The sequence below is a fragment of the Pseudomonas sp. EA_35y_Pfl2_R111 genome, from assembly GCF_963970955.1.
In the GTDB taxonomy this organism is placed as follows: Bacteria; Pseudomonadota; Gammaproteobacteria; order Pseudomonadales; family Pseudomonadaceae; genus Aquipseudomonas.
The window spans coordinates 1,664,881-1,676,806 of record NZ_CAXAOM010000001.1 but is presented as its reverse complement, the minus strand read 5'-3'; the positions used below and the strand labels follow the sequence as shown (position 1 = coordinate 1,676,806).

Here is an 11,926-nt window from a genome sequence, read left to right as displayed (position 1 = left end):
GGCTCCTGAGCCATAATGCTGGCCATTGCATACTGCCAGCGCGCCCGCGCCCGGCGGAGGCCTGGTCAAGGAGCCCTGAATGAGCAGCACTGTACTTCCCGCTGAAGGTGAAAAAATCCTTATCGTCGACGACGATGCACGTCTGCGTCGCCTGCTCGAGCGTTTCTTCGACGAGCAGGGCTACCGTGTGCGCGCGGTGGAAAACGTCGAGCAGATGGACCGTCTACTGGCCCGCGAGCTGTTCAATCTGGTGGTGCTCGACCTGATGCTGCCAGGCGAGGACGGCCTGTCCGCCTGCCGCCGCCTGCGTGAAGCGAACAACCAGGTGCCGATCATCATGCTCACCGCCAAGGGCGACGAGGCCAGCCGTATCCAAGGCCTGGAACTGGGCGCCGACGATTACCTGGCCAAACCGTTTAACCCGCGCGAGCTGCTGGCGCGGATCAAGGCCGTGCTGCGCCGTCAGGCCCCGGTAGTACCGGGCGCGCCGGGCAGCGAAGACGAAAGTGTGAGTTTCGGCGAATACGAACTGTCCCTGGCCACCCGCGAACTGAAGAAGGGTGACGAGGTGCATATGCTCACCACCGGCGAGTTCGCCGTGCTTAAGGCGCTGGTGCAGCACGCCCGCGAGCCGTTGACCCGCGACAAGCTGATGAACCTGGCCCGTGGCCGCGAGTGGGATGCCCTGGAGCGCTCCATCGACGTGCAGATTTCCCGTCTGCGCCGGCTGATCGAGCCGGACCCGTCCAAGCCGCGCTATATCCAGACGGTCTGGGGCGTGGGTTATGTGTTTGTGCCGGACGGCAATAAGTGACCCCGGCGTAATGATCCATTGTAGGAGCGGTGGGAGACACCTTGTCCCATGCCCGCGATCCGCAGTCCAATCGCGGGCATGGCCCGCTCCTACATATCCCTATTAAGTGCCTATGAAAACCCCGCTCTGGTTCCCGCAAAGTTTCTTCGCCCGCACCCTGTGGCTGGTGCTGATCGTGGTGCTGTTCTCCAAGGCGCTGACCCTGGTTTATCTGATGATGAACGAGGACGTGCTGGTCGACCGTCAGTACAGCCACGGGGCGGCGCTGACCCTGCGTGCCTATTGGGCGGCGGAGCCGGAAGACCGCGCCACCATCGCCGAAGCCGCCGGGCTCAAGCGTGTGCCGCACGAGCAGGTGCCGGCCACCGAGCAGCACTGGCCGTATAGCGAGATTTTTGCCCGGCAGATGCAAACCGAGCTGGGCCCGGACACTGAAGTGCGGGTGCGCGCCAAGAGCCCGCCGGCGCTCTGGGTGCATGCGCCGGCGCTGGGTGACGACTGGTTACGGGTGCCGCTGTATCCGCATCCGCTAAGGGGTCAGCGGATCTGGAGTGTGCTGGGTTGGTTTCTGGCCATTGGTCTGCTGTCGACGGCGGCCGCGTGGATATTCGTGCGTCAGCTCAGTGCGCCACTCAAGCGCCTGGTGTTCGCCGCGAGGCAACTCGGTAAGGGGCGTAGCGTGCGCCTGCCGGTTGGCGATACGCCGAGCGAGATGGCCGAGGTTTACCGCGCCTTCAATCAGATGGCTGAGGACGTGGAGCAGGCGGCCCGCGAGCGTGAGCTGATGCTCGCCGGGGTATCCCACGATCTGCGTACGCCGCTGACTCGCCTGCGCCTGTCCATGGAGTTTCTGCACACCGATTCGGAACTGACCGAGGACATGGTCCGCGATATCGAAGACATGGATGCGATCCTCGATCAATTCCTCGCCTTTATCCGCGATGGCCGTGACGAGCCACTGGAGCAGCTCGACCTGCTTGAACTGATTCGCGAAGTGGTCGCGCCCTACAACCAGAAACAAGAGCAGGTGCGCCTGTGTTTGCAGGCCGTGCCGGTGTTCCCGCTGCGCCGCGTGTCGATCAAGCGGCTGTTGGTCAACCTGATCGAAAACGCCTTGCGCTACGGCGGCGACGCGGTGGAAGTGGCGGTTTCGCTGTCCGGCGACTGCAGCGCGCCTTATGTGGTGCTGAGTGTGTTGGACCGTGGTGCGGGCATCGACCCGGCCGAGCTGGGCAGCATCTTCAACCCCTTTATCCGCGGCGATCGCGCCCGTGGCGGCCAGGGTGCCGGGTTGGGGCTGGCCATCGTCAAGCGCATCGCCGCGCTGCACGGCGGCAGCGTCGAATTGCGCAACCGCTCCGGTGGCGGCCTGGAAGCGCGGGTCTGTCTACCTTTGGGGTTGCTTCTGCCACGCGACGCGGCATAGCCACTGGCATACTGTCATCACTGCGCTGAACTATGCTGTAGCAGCGCGATGACATGAGGTCGGCATGCCGGTAGTTCCACACCCTCTTTCCCCATGGACCTGGCTGCTGCCGCTGCCATTGCTCCATCTGGCCACCTGGCTTTCCCTGGCGACCCAGTTCACCGACGGGGCGGCGCTCTGGTATCCACCGTTTGCCCTGGCCCTGGTGTTTGCCCTGTGGTGGGGCCCGCGGGTGCTGCTGGCGGTGTACCTGAATGCCATGCTGTCGATCCCGTTATGGGGGCTGGAGTGGCAGTGGGCTCCGCTCTATGCCCTGCCGGAAACCCTCGGTGTAGCGCTGGCCTGGTTGTTGTTGCGGCGGCGGCCGTTTGATCCGGCCCTGCCCGACCTCAATCATTTGCTGCGCTTTATGCTGCTTGGCGTGCTATTGCCAATCATCCCGGTGGCGCTTGGCGTGCAGGGCAATCTCTGGCTGCTCGGTTACGCCACGCTGGAGCAACTGCCCCTGGGCAGCGTGACGCTATGGCTGGCCGATAGCCTCACTGCCTTGGCTATCGCCATTCCCTTGTTGGTTTACCTGACGCCCTGGCTGCGCCGTCGCGGCTGGCTGGCTGAGCCCGTGCGCAGCGGCAGCGAGCAGGTGCCCGAGGTGTTACGGCAGTTGCCACCCTGGCCACTGCTGGTGCTGCTGTTAATCGGCATGCCGTGGCTGCTTGGCGTATTGCCACTGACCCTCAATCTGCCGCTGATTGGCGTGATGATGCTCGGTCTCGCGTTGGTATGGGGTTTTGCCGGCGGCCTCTGTGGCGCAGTGCTCAGCGTGTTGATGGTGCTGATCCTGCCACTGCTGCGCGGCTTGGTGAATAGCGACGCCTGGCTCGACCCGCAGCGCCTGGAACTGCACTTCAGCGTGCTGCTGTTTATGCTCGCCACCCTGCTGGTGGGGCGCAGCCTGAGTGACCTGCGCCAGGCACTGGCGCGCAGTGCACAGATGCAGCAGCAGCTGGCATTGGCCAACCTGGCCTTGGAGGCCAGTCCGCTGGGGGTGATTATTGCTGATGCGCGTCAGCCGACGTTGCCGCTGATCTACTGCAACCCGGCGTTCGAGCAGATTACCGGCTACAGCCGCGAGGAGACCCTGGGCAACAACTGGAATTTCCTGCTGCGTGATGATCAGCAGCAACAGGGCTTGAGCCGCTTGCAGCAAGCGGTGCGCGAGGGCATGGGCTGCGACGTGGTGCTACGCAACTATCGCAAGGACGGTCAGCCGTTCTGGAATGAATTCACCCTCGCGCCAATGCGTGACGACCAGGGCATCAGCCATTTTGTTGCCCTGCAGAGCGATGTCACCGCGCGCGAGCAACTGGCCACCCAGGTACGTTCGCAAAGCGACGAGCTGCTCAAACAGAGTTATCTGTTCAGCCAGACCGAGCATATTGCCAACCTCGGCGGCTGGGTGCTGAACATGCCTGAGCAGGATATGGATTGGAGCGCCGGCTGCTTTCGCATCTACGAGCTGGACCCAAAGAACGGCACGCCTGACCTCAATGGCGCTCTGAGTTACTTGGACGCCAGCGGTCGGGTACTGGCTGAACAGGTGCTGCAGCAACTGTTAGAGGGGCTGGAGCAGTTCGATATTGAGGTGCGCTTGCTTACCGCCAAGGGCAAGACGCGCTGGCTGCGCATTCGCGGCATTACCGAGCGCGACGGAGCTGAGCTGGTGCGGGTGTATGGCGCGCTGCAGGATGTCAGTGCGCGTAAATACGCCGAGCAGCAGCTGCGCGAGCGTGATGAGCGTCTGCGATTATTTTTCGAGGCGCCGCTGATCGGCATGGCCCTGACCAGTCCGAACTTCGCCTGGGAGGAGGTCAATCACAAGCTCTGCAGCATTCTCGGGCGTTCACGCGAACAGCTGCTGGCGTCCAGCTGGGAAGAGCTGTCGCTGGAAGCCGACCTGCAGAGTGAACTGCCACTGCTCGACCAGGTGCTCAGCGGCCGTCGTGAAGGTTTCGAGCTGGAAAAACGCTTTCGCCGCGCCGACGACAGCCTGGTGCATACCCGTGTCAGCTTGCGCGCGGTGCGCCACAGCACCGGACGGGTACGCATGTTTCTGCTGCTGGTTGAGGACATCAGCGAGCGCCTGCAGGCCGAGGCGCGCTACCGCACCATTGTCGAGAATGCGCCCGAGGCGATCATGTTGTTCGACCTGCACGGCACGCTGGTCGAGTGCAACGACAACGCCTTGCGCCTGCTGCGTTACAGCCGCGAGGAAATCGCCAACAAGCGCGTATTTGACCTGAGCCCAAGCAAGCAAGCGGACGGCCAGCTGACTGCCGAGCTCGGCCAGGTCTATCTGCAGCGCGCGATGGCCGGTGAGGCGCCGGTATTTGACTGGTTGCACCGCGATAGCAAGGGCCGGCAGATTCCCTGTGAGGCACGTCTGGTGCGCATGCCCGGCGAGCCGGTGTTGATTCGTTGCAGCATCACCGATATTTCCGAGCGTCAGCGCTATCAGCGCGAGATCGAGCGGTTGGCTTTCAGTGACGAACTCACCGGCCTGCCCAACCGGCGCCTGCTGCTCGACCGTCTGCAACATGCGATGGACCGCGAGCAGCGCGAAAACACCCTGGGTGCCCTGCTGTTTATCGACCTCGATCACTTTAAGACGGTTAATGACAGTCTCGGCCATCTGGTCGGTGATGGCCTGCTGCGCGAGGTCACCACGCGGCTGGCCAGCGGCTTGCGCGCCGAAGACACTCTGGCGCGGATGGGCGGCGATGAGTTTGTGGTGCTGCTCGAAGGGCTCGACAGCAACCCGCAACTGGCGGCAGAGGCGGCGGCGGTTACGGCGGAAAAGCTGCTGAAAAGCCTGGTTGGCGCCTGCTGGATTGATGGTCATGAGCTGTCGATCAGCGCCAGTATTGGTATCGCTTTGCACCCCTTCGGCAGCCAGGTTGCTGCCGATGTATTGAAGCAAGCAGACACAGCCATGTATCGGGCCAAGCAGGGCGGGCGTAACGCGTTGCACTTCTTTGCCCCTGAGATGCAGGCGGCCATCGATCAGCGTTTGCAGATGCAGAGCGAACTGCGTCAGGCGGTGCAGCGCAAGCAGCTGTATCTGGTGTTTCAGCCGCAACTGGCGTTGGCCACCGAGCGCATAGCCGGTGCGGAAGTACTGCTGCGCTGGATTCATCCCGAGCGCGGTGAAGTGATGCCCGGCGACTTTATTCCGCTGGCCGAAGAAACCGGCTTGATTGAGGACCTCGGTGCCTGGGTGCTGGAGCAGGCCTGCGCGGCGCTGGCGCGTTGGTTACCGCAGTGGCCGCAGCTGGTGTTGGCGGTCAACCTCAGCCCGCGTGAGCTGCGCCAGCGCAGTTGTGTGGCGCGTATCAGCGAATGCCTGAAACGCCATCAGGTGCCAGCCACGGCGCTTGAGCTGGAAATCACCGAAGGCGTGCTGTTGGAGGAGGTCGAGCAATGCATCAGCAATATGCAGGCGCTCAAGGCGCTGGGTGTGCGTTTCGCCATTGATGATTTCGGTACCGGCTACTCCTCGCTGACGTACCTCAAACGCCTGCCGCTGGACCGGTTGAAGATCGACCGCAGTTTTACCTGGGATATGGACGGTGAAGACGGCAGTGGCTTGATGCTGGTGCAAACCATCCTGGTCATCGCCCGCAACCTGGGCCTGGAGTGCGTGGCGGAAGGCATCGAAAGCCAGTGGCAACTCGACTGTTTACGTCAGCATGGCTGCTCGCTGGGGCAGGGCTATCACTTCAGCCGACCGCTGAAGGAAGCGGACTTTCAGGCCTGGATGGAGCAGCATCAGCTATAGGCTTGAGTCTACGGTTTGGCATCCCTGCGTCCCTCAGGCGTAGGGTGGATGACGCTTCACCCGACCACCAGCGGCTGCCTCATGGTGGATAAAAAGAGCGTCATCCACCCTACAGCCTGCGGCGTTTGCCATCCTTGACCGGGCTTCGCCTATGCTCAGCCTTTGCCCTTGGTGCGAGTCAGATTCGGGCCGCTGTTTTTCTCCAGATGCTGAATCACCAGGCTGGCGACGTCCTTGCCGGTGGTGGTCTCGATGCCTTCCAGGCCGGGGGATGAGTTGACCTCCATCACCAGAGGACCGTGGTTGGAGCGCAAGATATCCACACCGGCCACGCTTAGCCCCATGACCTTGGCCGCGCGGATCGCAGTCATGCGCTCCTCCGGGGTAATTTTGATCAGGCTGGCGCTGCCGCCACGGTGCAGGTTGGAGCGGAACTCGCCGGGCTTGGCCTGGCGCTTCATTGCAGCGATCACCTTATCGCCGACCACAAAGCAGCGAATATCCGCGCCGCCGGCTTCCTTGATGTACTCCTGCACCATGATGTCCTGCTTGAGGCCCATAAAGGCCTCGATCACCGATTCGGCAGCGGTTGCCGTTTCACACAGCACCACGCCAATACCCTGAGTGCCTTCCAGCACTTTGATCACCAGCGGCGCGCCGTTGACCATGTCGATCAGGTCGGCGATGTCATCCGGTGAGTGGGCAAAGCCGGTCACCGGCAGGCCGATGCCACGGCGGGAGAGCAGTTGCAGCGAGCGCAGTTTGTCCCGCGAGCGGGCGATGGCCACCGACTCGTTAAGTGGGAACACGCCCATCATCTCGAACTGGCGCAGCACCGCGCAGCCGTAGAAGGTCACCGACGCGCCGATTCGCGGGATCACCGCATCAAAGCCCTCCAGCGGCTTGCCGCGGTAGTGGATCTGCGGCTTGTGGCTGGCAATATTCATATAAGCGCGCAGGGTGTCGATCACCACCATCTCGTGGCCCCGCAGCTCCCCGGCTTCAACCAGGCGGCGGGTGGAATACAGGCGCGGGTTGCGCGACAGCACGGCGATCTTCATTGGGCACCAGGGGAGTCAGCGAGGGTAGGTTTGTTCTGTACGTAGGTCAGCGCCGGGTTGACCAGCAACTGTCCGGCAATCAGCGCTTTGGAGCCAAGCAATACGCGGTAGCGCATGGTCTTGCGGCAGGTCAGGGTGAACTCCACCGGCCATTCGCGTTCGCCCAGGGTCAGGTTGGTGCGGATCACATAACGCGACTGCGTGTGGCCGTTGGAGCTTTTTATGGTTTTTACCGATACCAGCTGCGCCTCGCAGCGATGCCGGCGCTGCACCAGGGTGCCCAAGTGCGCAGTAAAACGGACCCAGGGCTCGCCATCGCGGTCGAACGGCTGGATATCGCTGGCGTGCAGGCTGGAAGTGCTGGCCCCGGTATCAATCTTGGCGCGCAGGCCGACCATGCCCAGTTCCGGCAGGTTGATCCATTCACGCAGGCCGATTACGCCAAGTTGGTCAAAAGTCTTCAAAGGGCGATCCATGGTATTTGCGGGGCATTCTAGTTGGCCCTTATGACAACTGCATCAGGCAAAATGTCCGCCTGCACAGTGGGCATCAGAGGGGATCAGATGAGCGATAAAAACGACGACAAGGTACGCCTGGATAAATGGCTGTGGGCTGCGCGCTTCTATAAAACCCGCGCCCTGGCCAAGGCCGCAATCGAGGGCGGCAAGGTGCACCACCGCGGCGAGCGCTGCAAACCGGGCAAGGAACCGAAAGTGGGCGATATTTACGTGATTCGCACCGGCTTTGAGGAGCGCAGTGTGGTGGTGCAGGCGCTTTCCGTAGTGCGCCGTGGCGCGCCCGAGGCGCAGGCGCTATATGCCGAAACGGAAGAAAGCATCGCGCGCCGCGAGCAGGCGGCAGCGCAACGCAAGGCCGGCGGGCTGGGCATGCAGACCGATGGGCGACCGAGCAAGAAGCAGCGTCGGCAGATTCACGACTTCAATGAGCGACAGGACGGCGGCTTGCGCCATCCCTGGGCTGACGAAGAGGTCTAGCGGCCGCTGATGACGCTCAGGCGACCCAACAGTGGCAGCCTGGCGAGCAGACGCATCAGCGGAAGGGTGATCTTCTCCAGCCATTCGCTGGTTTTGTAGGCAAACGGGGTGAAACAGGCCCAGGCCAAGCCCAGTAGGGCGAGGAATACGCCGCCTACCAGAGCGTCCGAGGCCCAGTGAGCGCCCGCGACCAGGCGCGGCAGCATAAAGATAACGGCCATGCTCCAGACCAGCAGCAGGCGCCAGTTGCGCGCGAAGAAGCTCAGAAACAACGCCCAGATCAGCAGTACGGAAGCGTGATCGCCGGGGAAGCTGCGAGTGGCGCTGTCTTTCATATCCCAGCGCTCTTCCCAGGTCGGGAACAGTTCAGTCAAGCGCGCTGCGCCTTCCACTACCAAGGAAGCACTCGGTCGCTGCCAATCCATGAGTTTGACCAGTTCAGCGAAGCCGACGCGAAACAGCAGCATCACGATCAGCGCCGCGAGAAAGGCATACAGCGCTTTACGCACCTGGACACCGCTGAATACCAGGTCAGCCTTGAGCATCACCGCCAGCATCAGCACGCCAACACCGAGGTCCACCGGGCGCATGCTGCCGATCGCCCAGGTTTTCGCCCATAGGCCCGCGCTGTGCACGGGCTCGTTGAGCAGGGCAAACAGTTGCAGGTCGAATTGGTCCCACAGCGCGCGGCTAGGCGCCCATAGCCAGCTGGCGAGCAGCAGCAGAGCGGCGATATGGCAGGCAATCAGCGGGCGGACACGCCACTGCTGGTTAATAAAAGAAGGGGGCATGCAGTGGCATCCTTGTCATCTGTAAGGGATTGAGGCGGCGCGCATGCTAGGTATTCTGTCTTCTGATTGCAAAGATTCGCTCTACCTTTTGTCGACAACTGTGACCCGGGTGGGTATCGATAGCTTCCGCCCGCAGCGCTGATAGATAAGAGGCGCTTGGTCGGATGGGCGTTTGCGCCTAAAATCGCGGGCCGAGTCACATTCAGTGAAGTTGGCATGTCTGATTTTTCCCAACGCTTCTTGTTCGACGACAGCGATATTCGTGGCGAACTGGTCGGTTTGACCGACAGCTACAGTCATGTGCTGGCCAAACACACCTACCCGCAACCGGTCGCCCAGCTACTGGGTGAGCTGCTGGCCGCCGCCTCGCTGCTGATCGGCACACTGAAGTTCGACGGCCTGCTGATCCTGCAGGCGCGTTCCTCCGGTGCCGTGCCACTGCTGATGGTCGAATGTTCCAGCGAAGGCGAGCTGCGCGGTATCGCCCGTTACCACGCTGAACAGATCACTGCCGATGCCAACCTGCGTGAACTGATGCCCGACGGCGTGCTGGCCATGACCGTCGACCCGAAATCCGGGCAGCGTTATCAGGGCATTGTCGATCTGGAAGGGGACACCCTGGCCGATTGCCTGACCAATTACTTCGCCACTTCCGAGCAGTTGCCGACCCGCTTCTGGCTCAGCGCCGATGGCCAGCGTGCTCGCGGCCTGCTGTTGCAGCAGCTGCCGGCCGACCGCTTGAAGGAAGCCGATGAGCGTGAAGCCAGCTGGCAGCACGCCATGGCTCTCGCCGATACTCTGAAGGCTGAGGAATTGCTGGGCCTGGATAACCAAACCCTGCTGCACCGCTTGTATCACGAGGAAGCGCTGCGTCTGTTTGACCCTCGCGACCTACAGTTCCGCTGCAGCTGCTCGCGAGAGCGCTCCAGTCGCGCGCTGATCAGTCTCGGCCAGGCCGATGCCGAAGCGCTGGTTCAGGAACATGGCGGCAGCGTGGAAATCGATTGCCAGTTCTGCAACGAGCGCTATCTCTTCGATGCCGCCGATGTGTTGCAACTGTTTATCGATGGGAGCATCGACGCTCCATCGGATACGCGCCACTGATTACGATCTGCTGCGCGTCGGCCCTGCTGCGTTAAAAACAGGCTCGGCAAGCCGCTTGCGGCTAACGCGCTTTAGCGCGACCCGAAGGGCGAGTGAAGCGAGTTATGCTCGTTTTTTGCCTTTCAAGGCTCTAGCTCGCTAGATCGTAAGCAGGTTATGAGGCAAATCGCACGTAAACCGTGCCGGAATGATCTGATCAGAGGCTGCACCCGCAGCCGGCTTTTCTGGCATAATCCGGCGCACTTTTTTCGCTGTAGTAGTGCTTGATTTTCTACTACAAAACGTTCGGAAGACTCGGCCGCGTGGCCGACGGGGACCCACATGACGCAAGCCAACAACGCCGTGTACACCGACATCAGCGCTGCCCAACTGGTCGAAGAAGCCCTTCGTCGCGGTGAAGGCGAGCTGGCCGCCAACGGCTCGCTGGTCGTACGCACAGGCCATCGCACGGGTCGTTCGCCGGCTGATCGGTTCATCGTGCAAGAGCCGAGCACCGAGGCGAAAATCGCCTGGGGCGCGATCAACCGTCCGTTCCCGGCTGACAAGTTCGATGCCCTGTGGGACCGCGTTCAGGCGTTCTCCGACGCGCAGGACAGCTTCGTTTCCTACGTTCATGTAGGTTCTGCCGACGCGCACTACCTGCCGGTCAAGATGACCACTGCCACCGCCTGGCAGAACCTTTTCGGCCGTTGCCTGTTTATCAATCCGGAGCAGTACAACCCGGCTGGCAAGGACGAGTGGCAAGTGCTCAACGTCGCCAACTTCGAGTGTGTACCTGAGCGTGATGGCACCAATTCCGATGGCTGCGTGATCCTCAACTTCGCTGCCAAGAAAGTCCTGATCGCCGGCATGCGTTATGCCGGTGAAATGAAGAAAGCCATGTTCAGCGTGCAGAACTTTCTGCTGCCCGACGCCGACGTGCTGCCAATGCACTGCGCCGCCAACATCGGTGAAGAAGGCGACGTGACCCTGTTCTTCGGTCTGTCCGGTACCGGCAAGACCACCCTCTCGGCTGACGAAAGCCGCTACCTGATCGGCGACGACGAGCACGGTTGGGGCGTGGGCGTGGTGTTCAACATCGAAGGCGGTTGCTACGCCAAGTGCATCGACCTGTCCGAGAAGAACGAGCCGGTGATCTGGAAAGCCATCCAGTTCGGCGCCGTGCTGGAAAACGTGGTGCTCGATGAGAACCGTGTACCGAATTACGCCGACGACAGCCTGACCCAGAACAGCCGTGCGGCTTACCCGCTGGAACTGGTTGAGAAGCGCAGTGAGAAGAACCTCGGCGGCGAGCCGAACGCAGTGATCTTCCTCACCTGCGACCTGACTGGCGTACTGCCGCCGGTGTCGATCCTCAACGAAGAGCAAGCGGCTTACCATTTCCTCTCCGGTTACACCGCGCTGGTCGGCTCTACCGAAATGGGCAGCGGCGGCGGCATCAAGTCGACCTTCTCCACCTGCTTCGGCGCGCCGTTCTTCCCGCGTCCGGCTGGCGAATACGCTGAGCTGCTGATCAAGCGTATCCGCGGCTTCGGCTCCAAGGTCTACCTGGTCAATACCGGCTGGACCGGCGGTGGCTACGGCGTTGGCAAGCGCTTCAACATCCCAACCACCCGTGGCGTGATCGCAGCGATCCAGAGCGGCGCACTGATCGGCACCGAAACTGAGCTGCTGCCGATCATCAACCTGAGCGTGCCGAAGTCGGTACCGGGCGTTGAAACCAATCTGCTCAACCCACGCAACACCTGGGCTGACCAGAACGCCTACGACGAAGCCGCCAAAGGCCTGGCCAAGCTGTTTATCGAAAACTTCCAGAAGTTCGATGTGAGCGACGCCATCAAAAACGCCGGCCCGCAGTTGTAAGCGCGAGCGCTCAATAAGAAGCCGCCCTAGGGCGGCT

At 62.0% G+C, this 11,926-nt stretch carries 9 protein-coding genes; 6 read left to right on the top strand and 3 right to left on the bottom strand.

Annotated elements, in window-relative coordinates; translation table 11 throughout:
- Positions 1-79: 79 nt before the first annotated feature.
- From ompR to AACY25_RS07925, 3 genes are all read left to right on the top strand, one after another.
- Positions 80-814 carry an osmolarity response regulator transcription factor OmpR gene (ompR, locus tag AACY25_RS07935; protein WP_339523602.1) on the top strand — a complete coding sequence of 245 codons (735 nt, stop codon included), beginning with the start codon at positions 80-82 and terminating at the stop codon, positions 812-814.
- 112 nt (positions 815-926) lie between these two features.
- Positions 927-2,240, top strand: a complete 1,314-nt coding sequence (locus tag AACY25_RS07930; protein ID WP_339523601.1) for an ATP-binding protein — start codon at positions 927-929, stop codon at positions 2,238-2,240.
- A gap of 64 nt (positions 2,241-2,304) precedes the next feature.
- On the top strand, positions 2,305-6,075 hold the full coding sequence (locus tag AACY25_RS07925; RefSeq protein WP_339523600.1) for a bifunctional diguanylate cyclase/phosphodiesterase: 3,771 nt from the start codon (positions 2,305-2,307) through the stop codon (positions 6,073-6,075).
- A gap of 155 nt (positions 6,076-6,230) precedes the next feature.
- Here AACY25_RS07925 and rimK read toward each other — a convergent pair whose 3' ends face one another.
- Together rimK and rimB are read right to left on the bottom strand one after the other, a co-directional pair.
- Complete coding sequence (rimK, locus tag AACY25_RS07920; protein ID WP_339409051.1) at positions 6,231-7,136, bottom strand: 30S ribosomal protein S6--L-glutamate ligase; 906 nt, start codon at positions 7,134-7,136, stop codon at positions 6,231-6,233.
- Positions 7,133-7,600 (bottom strand): retropepsin-like aspartic endopeptidase RimB, encoded by a 468-nt coding sequence (rimB, locus tag AACY25_RS07915; RefSeq protein ID WP_339523599.1) that lies wholly within the window; start codon positions 7,598-7,600, stop codon positions 7,133-7,135. Before rimB ends, rimK begins: the two co-directional genes overlap by 4 nt.
- A gap of 99 nt (positions 7,601-7,699) precedes the next feature.
- On the opposite strand from rimB, the gene AACY25_RS07910 reads away from it, so the two are divergent.
- Positions 7,700-8,131, top strand: a complete 432-nt coding sequence (locus AACY25_RS07910) for an RNA-binding S4 domain-containing protein (protein ID WP_339523598.1) — start codon at positions 7,700-7,702, stop codon at positions 8,129-8,131.
- On the opposite strand, the gene AACY25_RS07905 is transcribed toward AACY25_RS07910, so the two are convergent.
- Positions 8,128-8,922 carry a phosphatase PAP2 family protein gene (locus AACY25_RS07905; protein ID WP_339523596.1) on the bottom strand — a complete coding sequence of 265 codons (795 nt, stop codon included), beginning with the start codon at positions 8,920-8,922 and terminating at the stop codon, positions 8,128-8,130. The two genes, AACY25_RS07910 and AACY25_RS07905, sit on opposite strands and share 4 nt — an antisense overlap.
- A 216-nt stretch (positions 8,923-9,138) precedes the next feature.
- On the opposite strand from AACY25_RS07905, the gene hslO reads away from it, so the two are divergent.
- Together hslO and AACY25_RS07895 are read left to right on the top strand one after the other, a co-directional pair.
- Entirely contained in the window at positions 9,139-10,026 is an 888-nt protein-coding gene (gene hslO, locus AACY25_RS07900; protein WP_339523594.1) for an Hsp33 family molecular chaperone HslO, read from the top strand.
- A gap of 321 nt (positions 10,027-10,347) precedes the next feature.
- On the top strand, positions 10,348-11,889 hold the full coding sequence (locus tag AACY25_RS07895; RefSeq protein WP_339523593.1) for a phosphoenolpyruvate carboxykinase: 1,542 nt from the start codon (positions 10,348-10,350) through the stop codon (positions 11,887-11,889).
- The last annotated feature ends 37 nt before the right edge of the window (positions 11,890-11,926 follow it).

Bases quoted from the DNA above. Each gene is read 5' to 3' on its own strand.
- ompR (WP_339523602.1), top strand. From the start codon at position 80: ATGAGCAGCACTGTACTTCCCGCTGAAGGTGAAAAAATCCTTATCGTC.
- AACY25_RS07930 (WP_339523601.1), top strand. From the start codon at position 927: ATGAAAACCCCGCTCTGGTTCCCGCAAAGTTTCTTCGCCCGCACCCTG.
- AACY25_RS07925 (WP_339523600.1), top strand. From the start codon at position 2,305: ATGCCGGTAGTTCCACACCCTCTTTCCCCATGGACCTGGCTGCTGCCG.
- rimK (WP_339409051.1), bottom strand. From the start codon at position 7,136: ATGAAGATCGCCGTGCTGTCGCGCAACCCGCGCCTGTATTCCACCCGC.
- AACY25_RS07910 (WP_339523598.1), top strand. From the start codon at position 7,700: ATGAGCGATAAAAACGACGACAAGGTACGCCTGGATAAATGGCTGTGG.
- AACY25_RS07905 (WP_339523596.1), bottom strand. From the start codon at position 8,922: ATGCCCCCTTCTTTTATTAACCAGCAGTGGCGTGTCCGCCCGCTGATT.
- hslO (WP_339523594.1), top strand. From the start codon at position 9,139: ATGTCTGATTTTTCCCAACGCTTCTTGTTCGACGACAGCGATATTCGT.
- AACY25_RS07895 (WP_339523593.1), top strand. From the start codon at position 10,348: ATGACGCAAGCCAACAACGCCGTGTACACCGACATCAGCGCTGCCCAA.